We start from the raw sequence: 21103 nt of genomic DNA on the forward strand, positions 1-21103 counted from the left end.
CTCAGCGCACAGTCGAGTACGTGAGCGCACAGTCAGATGCCTAGCCCCAGGGCTTCGGCTCATGGAAGCGGTTAATGATCGGAATGCGCTCGATGATGCGGTCACGTAGCCGCGGTTGCGGGTACGTCACTGGCGGCGGGGCAGGCGGCGGCACGAATGCCGGAGGCGGAGGCGGAGGCACGTAAACCGGGTCGGGTGCGGGTGCGGGCGGCACGTACTCCGGCGGCGAGTAGGCGGGCGCGTTGTCGACCTCGGCCACCGGAGCGGGCGCCGGGGCCGGTGCCGCGGGCTCAGGCGCAGGTGGCTTTGCCGCGGGCGGGGCGGGCGACGGCTTCGCGGCGGGCGGCGCGGGACGCGGCTCGGGCACGGCCTTCGGCGCCGGCTGCGGACGCGCGGCGGGGGCCGGTTCGCTGACGTTGGCCACCTCGGCGGCCGACGGAGCCACCGCACCGGGATTCAGCTTGATGCCGACCGCGGCGGATGTGGCGACGACGAAGGTCACGACTGCGGCGGCCAGAACCGACGTGAGCGCGCCGACCTTCGTCAGGTGCAGGCCCCACTTGGACCGCGTGGAATCGGCCGGGGTATTCACGGCGAGCGCGGCGGCAAGACCCGCGCCCCTGGCATACGCCAGGTCGGCCTCGGCGGCGGAGATGACGGGAACGGTGGCCATGTCGGTGAGCGCCGCGACGATGGACTCGTCGCCCTCGGAGCCGAGCACGAAGATCGCGTCGGTGTGCCCGCCGGTCGATTCTTCGAGCACTGCCTTGATGTTGTCGATCAGCTCGGCCGCGGTCGTATCCGCCGGGGACCGCTCGATCCGGTCCGCCGAGACCGCGTCCGCCGTGACGGTTGCCGCAACGGCAGCATCAGACTCGACGATGCACACCGCGATCTCGTCATAGCCGGCGATCTCGGCGATGCCGCTGGCCAGGATGCCTGCGGCTTCGACCTCCGAGACCGCCACGACATTTCCGAACCCGCGGTCTTCGAGGCACTGCAATACGTGGCCGGCCAACGGCGCGGCATCCGCGGTCCAGGTGACACCGATCGCGTGAAGACGGCTGCCGGTGGTTTCGGTGTCCTCGACCAAACCCTTCAGCAGACCCGCGGGATCGTACGTCTCGACATCGTCGATCGTGATTGCACCGCGGTCGACGGGATCGCCCTCGCCCGTCGTTCCGTCGACGAGCACCCACCGGACGGCTCTCGACGTCATCGCGAGGCCGAGCACGAGGTCCATATCGATCCCCCGATCTGGCTGATACTCATGTTCGAGGTTACCGGTGTGACGGCGCTTACTCTCCCTTGTGGCTCAGCTTCACGAAGATTCGGCCGGTCTCAGGCCCACTCGTTCGCCCGCCGATTTTGGTGCATCAGCGGCCTCGAGAGCGGACTTACGATCGATTCCTACGTCCGATTCCGACGGCTCAGCGCCATTGCTGGGAGACAGACATGACGGTCACAAGACACCGACGCTGCCCCGCAATCCTTGCGGTCCTCGTCCTACTCATGGCGCTGATGTCCGGCCTGGCTCACCCGGCGCCGGCCCACGCGGATGCACAGGGATGTCCTGCCCAGGCCGCCGCCCTGGATGCCAACCAGGCCAAGATCGCCGAGCACAACGCGCGCGGGGGCGGCCCAGGGCCGCCCGAGATCGTCATTCCGTACAACCGCGAGGCCGATCAGCTCAACGCCGAAAAAGACGCTCTGGTCGCCAGCTTGCAGGCCTGCCAACTGGCCATCGGCAAGCTTCGCGACAACGGCCCCGCGCCGAAGGCCCTCAAGCCCACGGTCCTCACCGATCTCGACAAGGCGGCAGCCGCCGCCCGTCCGAAATGGACCTCACCCACGCCGCCGGTCAAGCTGGGCGACGGCCGGGTCACCATCCCGAAAGACCACCCGCTGCGCCCGGTGTGGGACGTCGTCAAAAATCAGGTCACGCCACTGAAGCCGTACCCCAACGTTCCGCTGCAAGGCGAGCGCCGTCCCAGCCTCGGCGACACCCATCCCTCCGGATACACGGTCGGCTCGAAGCCCACCGGTGGCCCCGCCGTATCGGCCGACCACATCGTTCCCAAGGTGGAGATCCTCTACCTGCCCCGGTTCTTGGAACTGACCCCCGAGAACATGTGGGAAGTCCTCAATGCGGCGTCGAACCTGCAGTGGCTACCGTCGGAGGTCAACACCAGGAACAAGAACTCGAAATCGGCAGCGGACATGCAGGACGTCGATCCCGATTGGCAGAAGGAGCAAGTCGCGCTTCAGGACCGCAAGCGCCGGGAACTGACGGATCTGATCGCTCACCTGGCCGACAGTCAACTGCCCAAACCATGAGCGACAAGGACGGTTTCGCCTGAGATGGCCGGTATCGACGAGGCGGCACTCAACGCCGCAGCCAGCTGGGACACCGAGCCCATCAGCATTCTGGCGCCCGGCGCGCAGGCCCAGGCGGCGGTGCCCGAAACATGGTGGCCATTAGTGGAATCCGCCGATCCAGAGGACCGCAAACGTATCGCGATTCAGCGTTGGGACGCAGAATTCCTCGACCTCATCCCGCGGTTCGCCGAGGCGCTGCGCACCCAACTGGTCGATGTACGGGTGGCCAAACACAATTGGCTGGATTCGCCCTCACTGGATTACGTACTGCGCACCGAGGATGGCGAACTCGCGGTATGGGTCGGCGAAGACCCGCGGACGTTCGGCGCCGCCACCCCACCGTATTTCGAGTCCGTGCCACCACCGGCGAGTACGTTCCTGCAGCACACCCACGCCGGTTTCACCACATGGGACGGCGAATCGTGCGGTTTGATCGCACCCCGCCACATGACGACCCTGGCCGCGAAGTGGGGTGCGCCCGACACCAATGAAATCTTGGAATGGGAAGAGGACGACTACGAGTTTCCCGGCACGCAGCGACTGCTCCTGGTGACCGAAGGCGGGTCGGACGCGAGTCTGTGCGTCTCACCGGATCTTCCGGACGGCCTTGCCATCACATATTTCGAACCCGACTTCGAGGTCAAGTCCTTCGGAGAAGCGCTCGACGAGTTCATGAACCTACCGCTCTGAGGGGTGCACAATGAGCTATCCCGGACCTTGGCCGCCAGGCCCTCAGCCCCCTCCAGCCGGCTGGGGTCCACCGCCGCCGCAGCAACCCGGCTGGGGTCCACCGCCGCCGCCCCCGCCGTATGGGTGGCAGCCCGAGCCACCGAAACGCTCACGGCGCAAATGGATTCTGGCCGCGGTGGGGGCGACGGTGATCATCGCCGGCGTGGCCGGATTCGTCGGCTTCCGGCACCACCAGAGTGAACAGCGCTTGGCCCAGATCCGGGCAGCGGTGATCGAATTCGCCGAAGCATCCGACACCGCAGATACCGAGAAGATGGCAAACCTCATGTGCCGGGCGGAAGCCGCCGAGTTCACCGAGGGCTTCGAGGGCGATCTCGACAACGGCGGGCCGATCGAACCGGCCAGCCGCCGGCCGGTCGACATCGAATCGATCTCGGTGACCGGCGACGAAGCCACGGTCGAGGTGACCCGCCCACCGGCGCCCACAAAGACGTTCAAACTCAAGCGTGAAGACGAGAACTGGAAACTGTGCAATCCGGAATAGCGCAAAAGCCGGGGATGACGATCGAAAGACCTTCACCCCCGGCCCACGCCGCTAGATGTCGCCGCGCGAGAAATCGGCGAGCAGCGTCGGCACCGCCGAGTCGAACCCGGAGATGTCGAGCTGACGCGGATCGGCCGGATCGGCGATCGAGTTGCGGGTCGAGGTCATTGACACAACCACGAGCCGTGCGTCGATACCCATCTTCTGGCGGTACCGCTCCAGCGCCTGGTGCGGATGGATGTCTCCGTACCAGGTCTCGTTGTCGGTGTAGATGTGGAACGTATCCACCTTCACCCGATTCTTGCGCGCCCAGATCATCGGCTGCGCGCAGTCCGTGGCGCCCATCTGGAGCGCCGCGGTGTACGCGCACACATCGTCGAGACGACGACGCGGGCTGATGTCCAGCTCGGTGATCGCCGTGCTGGACCATCCACCGCCACCGGCGGTGAACCCCACGATCCGGTGCTGCGGCTCGGTCGCCGCAGTCACCATCGCGAGCGCCGCCGACGCCTCACGGCACGTCACCGGCAGGCCCGACACGCGAGAGCTCATCGAGCCCGAGATGTCGAGCGCCAGCAGCGTGCGCTTGTTCGCCGGCCGCACCGCGCCGTAGGCCGCGTAGAACGCGGCATCGAGCGCATCGGAGATACGCGCGACGGGCGTCCACGTGGCCTGACCGCGCGCGCCCTTGCCGGAGGCGTAGGTGCGCTGTGCGACAAGAACATTCACCGGATGCACGCGCGCCTTCTTGAGGCGGTCGGCGTCGGCCAGCTGGCCGGCCACGGTCTCGCCGACCGCACCGGACAGCAGCCCCAGCCGGGTCAGCCGCGGAAGCTGACGCATCAGCGCCGTCTGCGGCATACCGCGCGAGATGAGCGCCTCCCACACCGCCGGCTCGGCCAGCGCTGCGTCGGGCAGCATCTCCCACGACAAACCGTGGCCGCGGCCGACAATCTCGACCCACTCGGCCGCCCTCGACGCCGCCTGCGCATCCTCGAAGTCGGCGATGATCGCCAGCTCGTCGGGTACGACATCGGCACGCACAGCCGGCCGGACAGCGGTGCGCTGCCCCGCCTTCAGCTGCTCGTCGGCCAGCCGGACCGGTGCCTCGGTGTAGTCACCGAGACCCTTGCCCGCCGCCCAGTTGAACGCCATGCGCCGGGCCGGATCGACCACGCCTGCCGGGCTGGCCAGCCGCAACATGTCGCGGTGGCTCCACCCGCCGCGCTGCCGGTACTTGACGAGCTGGTAGGCCAGCGCGTCGACCGGCCGCTCGGTGTACCACTGGCCGACCGCGCGTCGCAGCGTCGGACCCCAACCACGGAACTGCTCGACGTAACTCGCGAACAGGAACAGGTGGGTGCCGGTGCGCGCGACCCGCGGCAGTGCTGCCAGCGCCGCGCGCCGCCCGTCGACATCGTCTGCCGACGCGGCGATGGCCAACGCGAACAGTGCCGGGTTCTGCTTGGGCGCACGGCCCGCGTCAGAAACCTCGACGATGCGGTTCACGAGCCCGATCGGATCGCGATCCGCAGCACGCAACACCACATCGGCGTTATCGCGCGTCAGCTCGCGGTCCGCGGTGTAGTACGTCCCACCGTCGGTACCGAGCGTCAGAAAGCGGTGTACCCGCGACCAGTCGTCGACCGAAAAGGTGTAGCCACCAGCGGCATTGAGCACCTGCTCCGGCTTGGCGGCCAGCGCCTGTGGCGTCCGGCGCAGGCTGATCGTCTTCAAAATGTCCATGGGGCTACTCCTTTCGTTGTCGTGGGTCTTCAGGGACCGCGAGCGTGTGAAACGCCGACCGGAATCGCAACAGTCAAGACTGTCACGTCAGGAGTCGAACCTGAGTTACACCGGATAACCGATCGGCTGCCGGCCCGCGGCAATGAAGTTGTGCGCCAGATGATGTGGGCGTGTGAGTCATCGACCGGCGTTACTGCTCTGCCAGCTGAGCTACCGCCCCGTGGAGGGGCGGGCGGGAGTCGAACCCGCGACCTATCCATTAGAAGTGGTAACCGATCAACATCCGGCTCACATCACCAGGCCCGCAGAACGGTACGCGGGCAAACGTGGTCGCGCCATTGATTATTCGCGGCCACGTGGTGAGACTGCGCCCAGGGCTGCTACCTCGCGCTCTCCGCGACCGTGTGCGCAGTCTCGACGCGCGCCTCGGTCGGTACCGTAGATAGGGCACATCCCCGTTGACCGAAAGGAAGTCTGCAGTGGCCAAGAAGCGCTGGAGCGAGCTGTCCACCACCGCCAAAGCGGCGATCATCGGCATGGCCGCGGCAGACGCCGGCCTGCGCGCCTGGGCACTGCGCGACCTCGCCGGCCGCAAAGCGGATCAGGTCAACGGACCCAAGTGGCTGTGGGCCGGCGCGCTTGGGGTGTTGAGCACGCCGGGTGTGATTCCTGCCGCGTACTTGGTGGTCGGGCGTAAGCAGTAACGTTAGTTGTACTTCGTGCTGCCGGCGACCGGTCGCCAGGTGCTGACCACTTTCGCCGCGCAGTTGTCCCTGTCGAACCCACTCTGTGTACACCACGTGAGGACTTCGTAAGGGTTGTCGGAATGAAGGCCCACAACGGTTACCCAGAAGCCCGGTCCGTCGTACGTTGACCAATCGCCGGACCGAAGTAACCGGACATACGGATAAGTAGCCCGCATGCGCATATGTTGATCAAGGATTCTGGCGCTGTCCCAAGTGACCCCATCGATCTCCATGCCGACTCGCTTAGAACTGATTTGAGGTACCCACCGGTCTGCAAGCAACGAGGTCACATAGGGGTGGTCGTTGCTGGCTAAGGACTCGAGCCGCTGCAGGCTTATCCCATCAACTGCTGGCGTGACCGTCACTGTGCGCGTTGACGGCGGCGGTGGCGGTTTCAGCGTCGGTGGTGCGGGAGCGGCTGTCGGTTCTGCATCTGTAGCGCCGATCAGAAACTCCACACCTGCCTTAGCTTCGGACTCGGTGTAGCTCATCTCCGGGCGCTGTCCGACGTGTACTCGATAAAAGCGGGCGCCGCTGGGCACCTCGTCGACGCGGAACCTGAGGTGGCACCCGGCACCGTCCTTGCTACTGCTCTGTATGGCGCCCTTAGCCAACAACTTCCCAGACTCATCCTCGACTGTTATGGGCGCGTTGGGTGCAATATCGCCGTAGTCGCGCGTGCCCGCACACATAAAACCGCTTGGAAGACCCGTCGTCTTGGCCAAAGGGTTGGGCAACTGAAGCGTCCCGGCGAGCGTGAAAGGACCAGCGGGCGGCTCTTCATCAGACGGCAGGAGCACAAAGGCAGCCACCGCGGTAGCCGCAACTAACACTGCCGCGACTGCTGCAGTCAGCGCGAATCGTCTCCGCCGAGGCACTCTGGTCGGCGGACCTGAATTCTCAGAAGCTGTCTCGGCAGTTTGAGGGGCCACGGGGCGCAGCATGGTGTCCTCGTCATTCCGAATCACCGCGACGTCCGCTGCCGTGGCGGTCTGCTGCTGCTCCAGCTCCCGAGCAAAGTCCATACATGTTGCGAACCGATCGCCGGGGTCTTTGGCGAGGGCACGCGACAACACTGGATCGAGTGGGCCAAGGTCGGGCCGGGTGTCTGCAAACGCGGGTGGTACCGCATTCAGGTGCTGCCCGATAACAACGGCGGGGTTGGAGTTCGCGAACAGCGGGGACCCCGTCAGTAGGTGATAGGTCGTGACTGCCAAGGAATACTGATCGGCTCTGCCGTCGACCGTAAGACCCATCAGCTGTTCGGGCGCTGCGTATGCCGCCGTGCCAACGGTCATGTTCGTTGCGGTCAAGCCGTTTCCGGCGTTGTCGGCCAGGTCTCGGGCGACACCGAAATCGCCAAGCAGAACTCGTCCTTCGCCGTCGTCGCCGTCAGACACAAGAATGTTGGCCGGCTTGACATCGCGATGGAGCAGGCCTCGCCCGTGCGCATAGTCGAGCGCCGAGGCGACGGCTTTGATGATGTCGAGTGCCTGCCCGATCGGTATGCCCTCTGGGTAGTCATCTCGCAGCATCCGACTGACATCGGTGCCATCAACGAAATCCATCGAAATCCAGAGGCGCCCGCGGTGCCTTCCTCGGTCGTGAATACCAACGATGTGCTGATGCCAAAGCTTCGCTGCTAGGTCAGCTTCGCGGTTAAATCGCTCTACGTAGTCAGGATCAGCCGAGATACCCGTACGCAAGACTTTGAGCGCGTCGTGCCGTGGCAGCCTCGGATGCTGAGCGAGGTAGACCTCCCCCATCCCGCCTGAACCGAGCGTCCTCTCGATCGTGTAACCGGCGATCTTCGTACCGCTCGACAACGGCATGCCCGTGTTTACCACGGTCGACGACCCGCAAAGTCACGTTTGCTTCATTTGCCACGGTGGACAGGTGTGGCCGATAGCGGCGCTCTGGCATCGAGCGCCGTACCCGAACCCGGTGGTGGTCGCGCCGCTAACCGTCTGACGACGGCCCAAGCGGGCCAGAGCTGGGCCTGCGTTGGATCCGCAGTGTGGGCACCTGAAGCTCAGTCGTCGGCGGCGCGGGCAGCACCGTCGTCGAATCTTCCTTGAGCCGAACGATTCTCGGCACGGCCGCAGCTTGTGGCCGGCGCATGATGGTCGGCGGCGCGGAGATGTCCTCAGTGGGCTCGGGCGCCGCGGGCGGCGCCGGCGCGGGCTTGGCGGGGCGGGCGCCACGGCGGACCAGGTAGCCGGCGAGCGGACCGGTGAACAGCATGACGACCAGCACGACGAGACTGAGCGCGCACACGGTGACGTCGAAGGTGCTGGTGATCTGCTGCGCGAGGTTGTTGCCGTAGATCGCGTCGGGTGCCGGCGCGGCATATCGGGGCGCGAGCGCGACGCCGATGGCCACATCGGCGACGGTGAACACGAACAACACCGCGCTGAACGCCGCGGTGACGCTCGTCGCCATCACCCCGTTGCTGAGCTGCCGATGCAGCCACCGTGCGATGACGGCCGTGATCAGGCTGAACACCGTCATCGCGACGCTGTCGTATAGCGCGCGGGGCAGGTCGAGCGACAAGGCGATCAGGTAATCGAGGACGCGCAGGGCCGCGGCCGCGAACGACCAGAACGCGATGAGTGTGAGGCACTTCTGCGCGGCCCCGCGGTATGCGCCGATGGTCGGCGGCTTGATCAGAAAGACCGCGTACAGCGTCGTCGGCGCGACGATCGCGGCGGCGGCCGCCCACGCGAGATACCCCTCGTATCCGACGGCCGCGGTCGAGGTGTTCTGGGCGAAGCCGTGGAACGCGTCGATGTCGCGGCCGATGCCGAAAATCCACACCAGAGCGGCAGCGATGGCACCGGAGATACCGATCGCGGTTGTCGCGAGCCGAGCCGCCGCGGTGCGTTCGGTGAGCCAACGCGACGCGATGACGAGCGCGATCATGGCCTCTGCGCCGTAGAGCAGCGTCGTGACGATCACCGCGATGTCGTGACCGCCGAAGTCCACCTGCGTCACGAACAGGTAGCGCAGGCGCCAGTACAGGTTGAACGCAACGGACAACGTGGCGAGCGCGATCGAGACGAAGCCGATCACCCGGGCCACGGCGTACCAGCGCCGAAACTTGTTGTCCTCGATCGTGATCGACGTGATGGGCGGCTGCGCTGCCAGCAATGCACCCGCGACGCCGAGCAGCATGCCGGGACCGACTCCGGGCGCGACGGCTCCGGTCCCGCCGTCGCCGACCGTCTGCACCAGATGGAAGCCGACGAAACCGATGACCACCACGAGGTAGGCGACACTCAGAACGAGACGGACCCGTCCGGTACGCCGGACATCGGGGTTGGCGGCCGTGAGCCGGAACGGTCCGAGATGCGGCGCCAGCGCGGCGACGACCGCGAGCAGGGTAACGACCGCCAAGACAGCGAAGAGAGATCCATCACTGGACGGGACGCCGACACCGAATTCCAGGTTCCACGGGAGCAGCAGCGCCAGGACGAGCAGCGCGACCGCGATGCCGTCGCGCACCCTGTTCGTCCGGGTGGGTACGTAGCCGACACGCGGCGACTTCGCCACGGCGGGCGCAGCCATCGTCGCCACCTGGACCGTGGCTGGCGCGTCGTAACGCTGGTCGGTCACGTACCGATTCCTCTCATGAGTGATGTCGCGAGACGTCTCAACCAGCGTGCTCATTTTTGCTCCGACGCACAAGCAGCGGCGGCGGTAGCTTGGACGGAACTGTCGGAGCGCGCACAACATGCGTGAGGCAAGGAGTGTGGAAACCGTGGACGTAGTCCTCGGGGTAGCGGTCACCGGGCGGGTGGCGCGCCTGGCGATGATCGGTTCGCCTGCCAGCGGCGGCCAGCTTCTGGACCAGTACGCGCTCGACCTGTCCGACGACGGGATGTCCGAGCTGGCCGAAACCATCATCGGTACTTTCCGCGAGGTGACCGAGTCGGGCAACCAGGTCGCCGCGACTCGCCTGTGCCTGCCAGACGCATCTGAAGCCGACACGCTACGCCAGACCGTGCTGAGCGCGGGCGTGCCGAACATCGAGGTGGTGGCAGAGGCCGAGGCCGCCGCCGCCCTGGCCCGCAGCGCGGGTGCCGACGCGGCATTGCTGCTCTCCAACGACGACACCGCGTCGCTGACCATGGTCGGCGAGAACGACGAGGCGACCTCGATTCTGGCCACCGTCCCGGTCGGCGCCGCAGGGGCAGCCGCCGCGTGCGCGGCAGCACTTCAGCAGGTGCCGGCCACCGACGCACCGATGCGCGTCATGCTGGTCGGGCAGCGACTCGATCTTGATTCTGTTGCGGCAGAGCTTCGTTCGACGGCGCCGGTCGAGGTTCCCGCCGACGCCGGTTATGCGATCGCGCGCGGCGCGGCTCAAGCGGCAGACGGCTTCGCACCCGCCGGCGCGGCCACGCAGATGGCGCCCGCCGTCGACGCGACACAGCTCGCCCCGGCCGCCGTAGCGACACAAATGGCCCCTGCCGCCGCAGCAGCAGCGGACGCCACCCAGATGGCCCCCGCAAGCGAAGCGGCCACCGAGGGCGCGGTGGGTCCGGACCTCGCGTACTCGCAGGAAACCGAGAGCGAGCCCTGGCCCGACGAGATGCCGATGGACCCGCTCAACGAGTTCGTCCCCGAGCAGGCCGACGAGGCGGAGTACACGACCGCCATCGCACCGCCACCGCCGCGGATGCTCCTCATGGGCAGCGCCGTGATGTTCGTCGTGGTCAGTTTCGCCACGCTGGCCGTCACGGTCGTGACCAATGTCCGGCCCGCCGCCGACGTCAGCGCGCAGCCCGTGACCGCGACGCAGGCGAACACCGTGCCTGGCAACTACCTCCCGCCCGTTCCGCACGAGCCGGATCCGGTGGCGCTGCCCGTTGCCGTGTTGACGCCGCCGCCTGCCGCCCCCGCCGCACCGAGCGTGCGCTCGGGCACGGGCGACCGTCCGGCCAACCAGGCACCGCGGGTACAAGCGCCGGCACCTGCGGCGCCTCCCGCCGCACCCGCTCCCCCACCGGTGCAGGCTCCGGCGCCGGTTCCCGTGCCGGTACCGGTTCCTCCCGTGATCGTGTTACCGCCGCTGACCCCGTGGACGCCGCCGTGGGTGACGCCGACGACGCCGACGACGCCACCGACCTGGACGACGCCGACCACCCCGCCGACGACTCCACCGACCACCACACCGCCGACCACACCACCGACCACGACGAAGCCGCCGACCTCGACGACCGCGCCGCCGACGACGTCGACCACGGTCGAGCCGACGACCACGGCACCGCAGAGCCCGCCCTCGTCGGAGCCCTCGGCGCCTGTGGTCGAGGAGCCGTCGTATACGCCGCCCCCGCCCGTCTACACGCCACCTGTCGAACAACCGGTTCAGCAGGCGCCCGAGGTTCCCGCTTCGCCGGTGTACCCGGAGGTGCCGTCGGGCGGCGGCTCGTCGGGCGGCGGTGAAGACTCGTCGGGCGGCGACTCAGGCGGCGGTGGCGACTACGGAGATTCGCCGGTTACCACGGTGCCCCTCAGTCCGTAGATCGCGGTCTCGTACCGACGATCACGCGAGCGGCGCGACCGGCTCCGGTTCGACTGGCGCCGCGGGACCGGGCAACGGGCCTCTGGGCGGCGTCGTGACGATGTGTTGCGCGGGCGGAGGCGTGGCTGCCGGCCCCGACAGCGGTGCGGGCGTGGTCGCCACGGGTGCCTGCGGTGCTTCGGGTGCCGGTGTGGCCGCCGGGTTCTCCGCCCAGCTGGCCTGAAGTTTCCGTGCGACGAACGCCGCTCCCTCGGCCACGAGACCGGCCTCGGAGTACTGGTTGTGCGCGGCGAAGCTCCTGCCCTGCGGGTCGCACACCAGGTCGTTCTGGACGCACAGGTCGATGGCCTTCGCCTCGTAGTGCGGGCCGACCACGACAGGCGGATCGTTGAGAACGCGCATGAAGCGGTTGGACGGCTTACCGAACAACGCGACGGCCGCAACGTGATCGGCCACCTCGGGCGGCATCGGTGTGGGCACCTCCACCGGCGAAACCCCGTCGGGCACAACACTTGCGGTGACGAATCCCATGACCGCCGCACCCTGCGAGAACCCGCCGAGCACCATCTTGGTATCGGGGCAGTTGGCGGCAGTGGCGACGATGCGCGCCCGGGCGTCGGCGATTCCTTGAACGGCGGTGGGGAAATCGGTTGTCGCAGGGTAATTGACGGCGTAGACATTGACCGACTTCGCCCCGACCTGCGAGCGCAACGATTCGACGAACGCGTCGCCGGTGGGCCCCACGCCCGGCAGTTCCGTGGTGCCGCGCGCGAAGATCACCTCGGCGTCCGGGCACGGCGCCGCATCCGCTGACGGCATCATTGCGTTTGGCATCAGGGAAGTCGCCGCTGCCGCAACGGCAACCACCCCTGCGATTTTCAGTCTCCCCACCGACTCATGCTGACACACCCCGTCATTGAGCGCGCCTTGAGAAAGTGTAGGCATAGAGTTTTCACAATATCCAAAGAAAACCCTCAATATTGCAACGCGTTTGAGGACTGAGCGCGCCATTCGCCAGAGTCGCCGGTGGGTCACATTCCAACACGACACCGGGTAACACCAGACATGCCTGGCCTTTGCTAACCGTTTACGCCCTGGTCGACCGTCAACACCACGCCAAACCGCGCCCGATTGGCCATCATGCGCCGATAGCCCTCGAACGCACCGTCGAGCGGCATGGTTTCGACGAGCAGTCGGATGCCATGCAGCACAACACTATTCATGGCGTCTTCGACGTCCTGCGACATGCCGGACGGATGGCCGTGGACTGTATGGGAATTGGCGTTGCCGGGCCGCACATCGCGGAATCGAGCATGCCGGCGTCGACGGCGGCGGCGGACGACGCGCACTGCGCCGAGGTCCCGAGGCGCCTGCGCGACGTGGGCGGACCACGACGTGACGAAGAACGCACAGGGTTAATTAGGTTTTCGTAGTATTAAAAGTCATACTAATTGCCCGTGGATGTCCAGTTCTTCTGCTTTGTATCGTCGTGATCACCGCCCTGGTGTTCGACTTCACGAACGGTTTCCATGCGGTGTCAGCTGGGTGCTCGTCGCGCTCGTGCTCGCAGTCGTGATCGTGGGCGTGTTGTTCACCGCCCGTGACTTCATCGGCCACCACACCGGCTGGCGCATTCTCGGCGCGAAATCGCACTGACCGCGATTGCGTTGACCGCTGCGGGCAGAACTCAGGCTCTGCGGTAGGGCGCGCGGTGCTCAGGGAACTCGATCTTGCCCACCGGAGCCGGTCTCGGGTTCGGCAACGTAACGGGATCCCTGTCGAGCGTCACCGATCGGCCGTGATGGGTGATCGGTATCGGATCGCCCGCTTCGTGGCGATACGTGGTCTCATCAGCGGTCACGTCCACCTCCAGACAACTGTCGCGCCACAGGATCCTGAATTTCAGCCGGCTCAGCGCATCCGGAAGCGCCGGCGCGAAGGCCAGTTCGCTTCCCCGATGCCGCATTCCGCCGAAACCGGCAACGCAGACCGTCCAGGTGCCCGCCAGCGCGGCGATGTGTAGACCGCTCGACACATTGTCATGCAGGTTGTGCAGATCGATGAAGGCCGTCTCGGCCAGATAGTCGTAGGCGAGTTTCAGGTGGCCGACTTCGGCGGCCAGCACGCCTTGCGTGCAAGCAGACAGCGATGAGTCTCGGACCGTCAACGCCTCGTAGTAGGCGAAATTGCGGGATTTCTCGTCCGCGGTGAACGCGTCACCTCGCAGGTGCATGGCCAGCGTCAGGTCGGCCTGTTTGACGACCTGCGTGCGATACAGCTCGAAGTACGGGTAGTTCAACAGCAGTGGGTAGTCGGCGGGCGTCATCGCGGCGAAGTCCCAGTGGGCCAGCCGGGTAAAGCTCTCCGACTGCTCATGCACTCTCAAGTCGGGGTTGTACGGCACCACCATGCGCGAAGCTGCGGCGCGCCACCTAGCGGCCTCTTCGGCCGTCACGCCGAGCCGGTGAGCCACCTCCGGACGCCGCTCGCATGCGTCGGCGGCCTCGGTCAAATTGGTCTGCGCCATCAAGTTGGTGAACAGATTGTTGTCGACGAGCGCGGTGTATTCGTCGGGGCCGGTGACACCGTCGATACGGAAACTGCCGGTCGAATCGTGATGACCGAGGCTGACCCACAGGCGAGCGGTTTCCACCAACAGCTCCAGGCCACATTCGTCCTCGAATTGCTCATCGCCCGTCATCGCGATGTATTGCGCTGTGGCATAAGCAATGTCGGCCGAAACATGAACCGCCGCCGTCCCAGCCGGCCAGTAGCCAGAGCATTCGTCACCGTTGATCGTCCGCCACGCGAACATCGCCCCGTCATGGCCGAGTTCATGAGCCCGCCGCTTGGCTCTCGACAAGGTGGAATGCCGCCACCGCAGGGCGGCGGCCGCGGCCTCCGGCATGGTGTGGGTCAGCACGGGCAAGACGAAGATCTCGGTGTCCCAGAATGCGTGGCCACCGTACCCGGTTCCGGTCAGGCCCTTGGCCGAAATGGGTCGACTCTCGCCACGGGCACCGGCCTGAAGCACCTGGAAGAGTGCGAAACGGATCGCCTGTTGAAGTTCGGGATCACCTTCGATCTCAATGTCGGCGTGCGACCAGAACGCGTCAAGGTAGTCGCGTTGCCGGGCCAGCAGACTGTCCCAGCCGGACTGCTTTGCCTGTGCCAGTGCGGCGTCCACCTGTGCCCGTAGCGCAGGCGTCGAGCGTCTGCTCGACCATCCATACGCGATGAACTTCGTCAGCCTCAGCACCTCGCCCTTGGCGAGATCGGCGGCGATCGTCAACCGCGCCAAGTCGTGCTCGGCGTGAATGTCACAGACAGTCCCCGACCCGTCCTCGATCTGGTGATCCATGCCCGCCGCGACCCGCAGGCCGGAGTTTCTCGTCTGGTGGACCAGCACTGCGGAATTCTCCTTCGCCACAGCGAAATCCGCGACGAGTGGATGATCCAGTGCCGCCGCGAGCCGGGGATCGCTGCCAGGAGCGGCCACCTCCTCATTGGCCAACAGGTCTGACTGCACCACCAAGTCCAACCCGGAGTCAAGCGGTTCGACCTCGTAGCGGATTGCGGCAACGGCACGTTGGGTGAACGAGACAAAGCGTTCGGATCGAATTCGCACACACCGTCCGGTCTGCGACGCCCACACCGTGTTGCGACGCAGTGTTCCCGTGCGGAAATCCAAGACATGTTCGTGTTCGATCACCCTGCCATAGCGCATGTCCATCGGCGCATCCTGGACGAACAGTTGAATCGTCTTGCCGTCGGTCACATTGACGATGGTCTGACCGTCCTCCGGATAGCCATATCCGCCCTCGGCATAGGGCAATTCGTGATGTTCGTACACACCGTTCAAGTACGTACCCGGTGTTCCGACCGGCTCGCCCTCGTCGAGGTTGCCACGCAAACCGACGTGACCGTTCGAAAGGGCGAATATCGATTCGATGTCCGGCAACGCGTCAAGATCAAACCCGCACCACCTCAGTTCCCAAGGGGCGATCTGAAATTCCGGATGGTCCGTCATGGCGCCATTATCGCCAAATGAGGGCTGCCGAATGGCCCGTTCTGTGGTTGATACCTGCCTGGCGACTCGAGAAATATCCGGCGGGTTCGCAGAACCGCCGGGATAATCGGCCACAGCACGCCGAACTGATCGCAACCAAGGTCACCGGGGGCCGGGAACCGCAATGTCCGATGCAACTTTGAGCCTGATGATCGTCGGGCTTGCCGTCGTGTTGTTCATCTGGAATCGGCTCCCGGTCGAGGTGGTGGCGATCGGCGTCGCGTTGTTGCTGTATTTCACCGGTCTGGTCGACACACGGACACTGTTCAGCGGGTTCGGTGACGCGGTGATCGTGTTCATCGCGTCGCTCTTCGTGGTCAGCGAAGGTCTGGAGGCGTCGGGGGTGACCGCGTGGGTCAGCCAGATGCTGGCGCGATTGTCAGGACGGACTTATCCCCGGGTGTTGGTCACCGTGCTGGGACTCGGTGCCGTGATCAGCGCCGTCATCACGGTGAATGGGGCGGCCGCGGCGCTGGTCCCGGTCACCGTCGCGGTGGCTCGGCATGCTCGACTATCGCCGTCAAAGGTATTGATTCCGTTGGCGTTCGGTTGCAGTGCGGGCGCGCTGCTCACCCTCGGCGGCAGTCCGGTCAATGTCCTGGTCTACGACGCCTCGCGTGACAATGGTGAATCCGGTTTCGGTTACTTCGAGTTCGCTCTCGTCGGTGTTCCCCTGGTACTGGTGACGATCGCGGTGGCGGTGCTGTTCGGGCGGCGTCTTCTGCCCGAGCGGGAGTCGACGACACTGCCGACCGACTTCGGCGACTATCTGCCGCGCATTGTCGAGCATTGGGGTCTGAACCGCCGCCTGTTCCGGCTGACCGTCGATGAGGGCTCGACAGCCGCCGGTGCGTCGGCGCACGACGTTGTCCGCAACGGCGGGCCGACCGTGGTGGCTGTCCAAACCAGCAACGGCAAAACAGCTGACGGCAGGCACCGGCTGGAGCCCGGCGACGTCCTCGTGGTCGAGGGCGATGCGCCCGCCGTGGCCGCGTTCGCGGACACCACGGGGTTTTCGGTCCAGAATGTGGCGAGCCGCTGGGACGGCAAACTGATCGACCGCGAAAGCGGACTTGCCGAGCTGGTGATTCCGCCGAGGTCGGACTGGTTGGGCGAGAGAGTGTTTCCCGGATTCGACTGGGACGGGTTAACCGTGGTCTCGGTGCACCGGATGAATTCCGATGTGGGCACGCGTGTCATCGAGCTTGCGCAAGGCGACACGGTCCTGGTCCATGGCCGTTGGTCCGCGATCGACCGATTGAGTGCCTCCGGCATACTCATCGTCGATTCGACCGAAGACGTTCGGCGCCAGACGGTTGCGCTGGACCGGTCGGCGTCCCGGGCGCTAGCTGTACTCACAGTCATGGTCGGTTTACTGGTATCGGGCCTGATGCCGCCTGCGGTGGCCGCGTTGCTGGCCGCGCTCGCGATGGTGGCCTTGCGAGTCGTGCGGACGCAGCAGGTGTATCGCGCGATACCGTGGCAGACCATCATTCTCATCGGTGCGCTGATCCCGTTGTCGACGGCGATCACCACGAGCGGGGCAGCAGACGAGATCGCCGCGCCGATAGTCGATCTGGTCCGAGACCGAAGCCCGTATCTGTTACTCGGCGTGCTGTTCATCATCACCGCAGTGCTCGGGCAGTTCATCTCCAACGTTGCCACGGTGCTGGTGGTGATACCGATCGCGGTGGCGGCCGCAACCGAAAGCGGCATCTCGGTGCAGTCGACGTTGATGCTGGTGGCGCTGGCGGGGGCGGCCTCGCTACTGACTCCGATTGCCACACCGGCGAACATGATTGTGATGAATCCCGGCGGCTACCGCTTCGGCGACTATTGGAGGCTCGGCATCGTCACCATGGTCGTCTGGTTCGCGGTCGCCATGCTCGTGATCCCGGTGTTCTGGCCGCTTCGATAGCAGGTTTTCTGCGGCTTTTTGGCCCGATTCCTCCCCTGCGGCGCTGCAGGGTCGACTATGGAGGTATGACGGGGGCAACGAGGGAGTCACTGAACAAAGTCAGCATCGTCGGGATGGGCAGCGTCGGGACGGCAATCGCCTACGCCTGCCTGATCCGCGGGTCCGCGGGATCGCTGGCTCTCTATGACATCAACGCCAAGAAAGTCCGCGCCGAACTGCTCGACCTCAACCATGGCAGCCAATTCGTACCCCACTGTCCGGTCATCGGTTCCGATGACATCGCGGTGACTGCGGGCTCTGCGATCGTCATCGTCACCGCCGGAGCCAAACAGGACGAGGGCCAAACCCGTTTGGACTTGGCAACCACCAATGTGGCGATGGCCCAATCGTTGACGCCACAGTTGCTCGAGCAGTCGCCCGGCGCGGTCATCGTTTTCGTCACCAATCCGGTCGACGTCGTCACCTACGCGGCGGTCACCGCGGTTGGCATCGAAGACGGGCGGATCTTCGGTTCCGGAACTGTGTTGGATTCCAGCAGGTTTCGGTACCTCATCGCCGAGCGCGCCGACCTTGCCGTCGCCAACGTGCATGGTTTCATCATCGGCGAGCACGGCGACTCTCAGATCTCACTGTGGTCGAGCGTGTCGATCGGCGGGGTACCTGCCGATAGTTTCCGCATCGACGGTGCCGTGGTGTTCGACCAGGACACCCGCAACGAGATCTCGGCGGGCGTCGTCAACGCCGCCTACGAGGTGATCGCGGGCAAGGGCGCGACCAGCCTGGCCATCGGATTGTCGACCGCTCGCATCGTCGAGGCGGTTCTGGGAGACCAGCACCGCGTGTTGCCAGTGTCAACGGTGCAGCGCGGCCCGTACGAGATCGACGATGTGTGCCTGTCATTGCCGACCGTGGTGACGGCCGCAGGGGCCGGGCGCGTGCTCGAAGTGCCGCTGTCGGTGAACGAACTGCTGAGCCTGCAGGCGTCCGCGGCGACCCTGAAACAGGCGCAGAATTCATTGGGCCTGTAGTCAGGAGGAGAGGCATCGGCAAACGACGAAGCGCTCTGCCAAACCTGGACGCGCTGGTCGATACGACACCCGTGAGCCGCGATCGGGTGGTCGACCTCCTGCGCGCAGCGAGCATCTGTGTCGTTGTCCTGTGGCACTGGTCGCTGTCGATCACCCACTGGGACGGCGACTACTCCCTCGTGATGCCCAATCCCATCGGCTACGTACCGGGCAAATGGGCCCTGACGTGGGTATTGCAGGTGATGCCCGTGTTCTTCATCGTCGGCGGCTACGCCAACCTCGCGGGCTGGGAGGCCGTCAGGCGCGATGGAGGAGGTGCGGCGAGATTCGTCGGCGTGCGAATGCGCCGGCTGCTGACACCGCTGGTGCCCTTCCTCGCGGTCTGGCTGGTCGTCGACCTGATCGTGCAGGCCACCGGCCGCCGCGGAGTGCTCGATTGGGGCATCGTGGTGTTTGTCCCGCTGTGGTTCATCGGCGTCTACGCCGCGGTCGTCGCCGCCGTGCCAATCACGGCCCGCCTACATCGGGCCTGGGGCTGGCGGGTGCCGGCACTGTTGGCCGCGGTGGTCCTCACCGCTGACGTGCTTCGGCTTGGGCCCGGTTGGGGTGGGCCGGTTCCGGGGCTGGTCGGTTCGGCGTGTGTGTGGTTGTTCTGCCACCAGCTGGGCTATTTCTGGCGGGACGGCACGCTGCCCGCGGGCGGGCGGGCGATGGGCGCCGCGGTGGCTGCGGCGGGGTTCGCCGGACTGGTCGTCTTGACGACGTTCGGGCCGTACTCGCGCTCGATGGTCGCGGTGCAGGGCGAGGACACCAGCAACATGTTCCCGACCACCGCCCCGATCGCGGCGCTGGCCACGTTCCAGCTCGGGCTGGTGATGCTGGCCCGGCCCCGGCTCGACGCCTGGCTGCAGCAACGCGGTCCGTGGCGTGCGGTGGTGGCTGCGAACGGCGTGACCATGCCCGTGTTCACCTGGCACATGACCGCACTCGTGGTGTTTTTGTGGCTGTACGAGCGGGCCGGATTCACATTGTCCAGCGAGCCGACGGCGGCCTGGTGGCTCAGCAGGCCGGTGTGGATCGTGGGCCCCGGCCTGGTGCTCGCGGCCATCTTGGCGGTCTTGGCCGGTGCGCGCCTTGCCTTCCGCGGTTTGCGTCAGCCGCCTTGATGCTCACTCGCGCGCGATTCAACGCGCGGGGTCAGCGCGACGAGGACCGCGCCCGCAACGAACAGCAACGTTGCGGTCAACGGGAAATGCCCGTCGGGGGCGAAGCCGCCGATGGTGAACATCAGTGTTGCGGCCGCAGTGACCAACGCCCCGAGAATCAGCGCTGCGAGCCCCGACCCTCCGGGAGCAGGCACGGTGAACGACGGCAGCGGTGCGGCAATCCATGTTCTCAGGCACCGCAGCAACACCATCAGCGCAACCATCACCACCGATATCGCCGCGACCCAGATGAGTCGAACGAGCCACCAGTCACCCGAGCCCATCGGCGGCTGGGGCAGCAAGCCCGTGGGATAGCCGATCAACGCCACGATGACGACCGGCACCATATGCCAGAGATACAGCCCCATCACGGCACTGTTGGCGACCGCCAGCGGGCGCTGCAGGCGCGCGGCGTCAAGTGCGCGATTGACGACGGGTGCCGCTGCCATCAGCAGCCCGGCCTGAGCCGCACCGAATGCGACCAGCGCAAGCGACGGCGGGGCGGTGTTCTGCAGGTCCTCACCCGGCACCCCGATCATGCTGACCGGGTACGGCCCCCACGCGAGGAGCACCGCCAGCACGACAGCTGCCACCGCCGCCAGCAACATAGGCCGGTGCGCAGGCAATCTGCCGCTACGCCAAGCAATTCCGAGCTGATACACCGCTCCCCACGCCAGCACGTAATTCACGTAGCCGATATAGGGCACGTCGCCGCCGATGTAGGCCACATCGATCAGGCCCACGGTCACGGCAAGCGCGGCGGGCACGGCGAGCCCCCACCGCCTGTCCGCGGCCACAGCCACCGGTGTCGCCATGATCAACAGCACGAAGGTGACCAGGAACCACAGGTGATAGGCGACCGCCCAGCCGCCGAACGACAACTTCGCCCGGTCCACCCCAACGACGAGCAGTACCACCACCACGCCGAGCACTATCGCCACGTACGCCCCGGTCGGCCCCAGCGTCCGGGACAGCCGATAGCGCAGCCAGTTCTGCACCGGCGCGGCGCCGGCTTCCTGCTGTCGCGTCCACGACACTGCACTCGCGTATCCGGCCATCAAGAAGAACGCCGGGATCACCTGAAAAGCCAATGTCAACCACTGGGTCCACGGCATCTCCTCCAGCACGTTCTGCATGCCGAATTCGCCGTCCTGGTAGGTGGCGGACGCCGCGAGCCAATGTCCCACGACGACAAGGCCTATCGCCGACACCCGATAGAAGTCCACTGACAGGTTGCGGTCCGCCATGTGT

15 protein-coding genes and 2 pseudogenes are annotated in these 21103 nt (G+C 66.1%); 9 read left to right on the plus strand and 8 right to left on the minus strand.

The window, feature by feature from the left end; translation table 11 throughout:
• Nucleotides 1-40: 40 nt before the first annotated feature.
• Nucleotides 41-1243 (minus strand): DUF7159 family protein, encoded by a 1203-nt coding sequence (locus tag ACRCUN_RS00155; RefSeq protein ID WP_462139648.1) that lies wholly within the window; start codon nucleotides 1241-1243, stop codon nucleotides 41-43.
• A 212-nt stretch (nucleotides 1244-1455) separates the two neighbouring features.
• Between ACRCUN_RS00155 and ACRCUN_RS00160 the strand changes: the two genes are divergently transcribed.
• The 3 genes from ACRCUN_RS00160 to ACRCUN_RS00170 are packed head-to-tail and all read left to right on the plus strand — an operon-like array spanning nucleotide 1456 to nucleotide 3613.
• A complete protein-coding gene (locus ACRCUN_RS00160) occupies nucleotides 1456-2337 on the plus strand; it encodes a hypothetical protein (protein ID WP_462139649.1) in 882 nt (293 codons plus the stop codon).
• Between the two features lie 24 nt (nucleotides 2338-2361).
• Nucleotides 2362-3069, plus strand: a complete 708-nt coding sequence (locus tag ACRCUN_RS00165) for a hypothetical protein (protein ID WP_462139650.1) — start codon at nucleotides 2362-2364, stop codon at nucleotides 3067-3069.
• A gap of 10 nt (nucleotides 3070-3079) precedes the next feature.
• Nucleotides 3080-3613, plus strand: a complete 534-nt coding sequence (locus tag ACRCUN_RS00170) for an Rv0361 family membrane protein (RefSeq protein WP_462139651.1) — start codon at nucleotides 3080-3082, stop codon at nucleotides 3611-3613.
• A gap of 51 nt (nucleotides 3614-3664) precedes the next feature.
• Here the strand turns inward: ACRCUN_RS00170 and ACRCUN_RS00175 are convergent, their stop codons facing one another.
• Nucleotides 3665-5359 carry a TROVE domain-containing protein gene (locus tag ACRCUN_RS00175; RefSeq protein WP_462139652.1) on the minus strand — a complete coding sequence of 565 codons (1695 nt, stop codon included), beginning with the start codon at nucleotides 5357-5359 and terminating at the stop codon, nucleotides 3665-3667.
• A gap of 479 nt (nucleotides 5360-5838) precedes the next feature.
• Here ACRCUN_RS00175 and ACRCUN_RS00180 point away from each other — a divergent pair, with 479 nt between their 5' ends.
• Complete coding sequence (locus ACRCUN_RS00180; RefSeq protein ID WP_462140124.1) at nucleotides 5839-6063, plus strand: hypothetical protein; 225 nt, start codon at nucleotides 5839-5841, stop codon at nucleotides 6061-6063.
• A 1046-nt stretch (nucleotides 6064-7109) separates the two neighbouring features.
• On the opposite strand, the pseudogene ACRCUN_RS00185 reads toward ACRCUN_RS00180, so the two are convergent.
• Nucleotides 7110-7937 (minus strand): annotated as a pseudogene (locus ACRCUN_RS00185) (serine/threonine-protein kinase); the annotation flags it as partial.
• A gap of 127 nt (nucleotides 7938-8064) precedes the next feature.
• Nucleotides 8065-9720, minus strand: a complete 1656-nt coding sequence (locus ACRCUN_RS00190) for a DUF7937 domain-containing protein (protein WP_462139653.1) — start codon at nucleotides 9718-9720, stop codon at nucleotides 8065-8067.
• Nucleotides 9721-9865: 145 nt separating this feature from the next.
• Here ACRCUN_RS00190 and ACRCUN_RS00195 point away from each other — a divergent pair, with 145 nt between their 5' ends.
• Entirely contained in the window at nucleotides 9866-11632 is a 1767-nt protein-coding gene (locus ACRCUN_RS00195) for a DUF7159 family protein (protein WP_462139654.1), read from the plus strand.
• Between the two features lie 21 nt (nucleotides 11633-11653).
• Here the strand turns inward: ACRCUN_RS00195 and ACRCUN_RS00200 are convergent, their stop codons facing one another.
• Both ACRCUN_RS00200 and ACRCUN_RS00205 read right to left on the minus strand, forming a co-directional pair.
• Complete coding sequence (locus ACRCUN_RS00200; protein ID WP_462139655.1) at nucleotides 11654-12466, minus strand: cutinase family protein; 813 nt, start codon at nucleotides 12464-12466, stop codon at nucleotides 11654-11656.
• Nucleotides 12467-12711: 245 nt separating this feature from the next.
• Nucleotides 12712-12879: a hypothetical protein gene (locus ACRCUN_RS00205; protein ID WP_462139656.1), complete on the minus strand. Its 168-nt coding sequence runs from the start codon at nucleotides 12877-12879 to the stop codon at nucleotides 12712-12714.
• 289 nt (nucleotides 12880-13168) lie between these two features.
• Between ACRCUN_RS00205 and ACRCUN_RS00210 the strand changes: the two are divergent.
• Nucleotides 13169-13288 (plus strand): annotated as a pseudogene (locus ACRCUN_RS00210) (hypothetical protein); the annotation flags it as partial.
• A gap of 31 nt (nucleotides 13289-13319) precedes the next feature.
• On the opposite strand, the gene ACRCUN_RS00215 reads toward ACRCUN_RS00210, so the two are convergent.
• Nucleotides 13320-15662, minus strand: coding sequence for a glycoside hydrolase family 65 protein (locus ACRCUN_RS00215; protein WP_462139657.1), 2343 nt, complete (start codon nucleotides 15660-15662; stop codon nucleotides 13320-13322).
• Nucleotides 15663-15825: 163 nt separating this feature from the next.
• Between ACRCUN_RS00215 and ACRCUN_RS00220 the strand changes: the two genes are divergently transcribed.
• From ACRCUN_RS00220 to ACRCUN_RS00230, 3 genes are all read left to right on the plus strand, one after another.
• Nucleotides 15826-17619 (plus strand): SLC13 family permease, encoded by a 1794-nt coding sequence (locus tag ACRCUN_RS00220; RefSeq protein ID WP_462139658.1) that lies wholly within the window; start codon nucleotides 15826-15828, stop codon nucleotides 17617-17619.
• Nucleotides 17620-17684: 65 nt separating this feature from the next.
• Complete coding sequence (locus ACRCUN_RS00225; protein ID WP_462139659.1) at nucleotides 17685-18647, plus strand: L-lactate dehydrogenase; 963 nt, start codon at nucleotides 17685-17687, stop codon at nucleotides 18645-18647.
• Nucleotides 18648-18718: 71 nt separating this feature from the next.
• Nucleotides 18719-19813 carry an acyltransferase family protein gene (locus ACRCUN_RS00230; protein WP_462139660.1) on the plus strand — a complete coding sequence of 365 codons (1095 nt, stop codon included), beginning with the start codon at nucleotides 18719-18721 and terminating at the stop codon, nucleotides 19811-19813.
• On the opposite strand, the gene ACRCUN_RS00235 is transcribed toward ACRCUN_RS00230, so the two are convergent.
• Complete coding sequence (locus ACRCUN_RS00235) at nucleotides 19801-21099, minus strand: acyltransferase family protein (protein ID WP_462139661.1); 1299 nt, start codon at nucleotides 21097-21099, stop codon at nucleotides 19801-19803. The two genes, ACRCUN_RS00230 and ACRCUN_RS00235, sit on opposite strands and share 13 nt — an antisense overlap.
• Nucleotides 21100-21103: the final 4 nt, after the last annotated feature.

The organism is Mycobacterium venezuelense (assembly GCF_054919535.1).

Excerpts from the sequence above, each read along its gene's own strand:
- ACRCUN_RS00155 (WP_462139648.1), bottom strand. The coding sequence starts at position 1,243 with ATGGACCTCGTGCTCGGCCTCGCGATGACGTCGAGAGCCGTCCGGTGG.
- ACRCUN_RS00160 (WP_462139649.1), top strand. The coding sequence starts at position 1,456 with ATGACGGTCACAAGACACCGACGCTGCCCCGCAATCCTTGCGGTCCTC.
- ACRCUN_RS00165 (WP_462139650.1), top strand. The coding sequence starts at position 2,362 with ATGGCCGGTATCGACGAGGCGGCACTCAACGCCGCAGCCAGCTGGGAC.
- ACRCUN_RS00170 (WP_462139651.1), top strand. The coding sequence starts at position 3,080 with ATGAGCTATCCCGGACCTTGGCCGCCAGGCCCTCAGCCCCCTCCAGCC.
- ACRCUN_RS00175 (WP_462139652.1), bottom strand. The coding sequence starts at position 5,359 with ATGGACATTTTGAAGACGATCAGCCTGCGCCGGACGCCACAGGCGCTG.
- ACRCUN_RS00200 (WP_462139655.1), bottom strand. The coding sequence starts at position 12,466 with ATGCCAAACGCAATGATGCCGTCAGCGGATGCGGCGCCGTGCCCGGAC.
- ACRCUN_RS00205 (WP_462139656.1), bottom strand. The coding sequence starts at position 12,879 with ATGTCGCAGGACGTCGAAGACGCCATGAATAGTGTTGTGCTGCATGGC.
- ACRCUN_RS00215 (WP_462139657.1), bottom strand. The coding sequence starts at position 15,662 with ATGACGGACCATCCGGAATTTCAGATCGCCCCTTGGGAACTGAGGTGG.
- ACRCUN_RS00220 (WP_462139658.1), top strand. The coding sequence starts at position 15,826 with ATGTCCGATGCAACTTTGAGCCTGATGATCGTCGGGCTTGCCGTCGTG.
- ACRCUN_RS00225 (WP_462139659.1), top strand. The coding sequence starts at position 17,685 with ATGACGGGGGCAACGAGGGAGTCACTGAACAAAGTCAGCATCGTCGGG.
- ACRCUN_RS00235 (WP_462139661.1), bottom strand. The coding sequence starts at position 21,099 with ATGGCGGACCGCAACCTGTCAGTGGACTTCTATCGGGTGTCGGCGATA.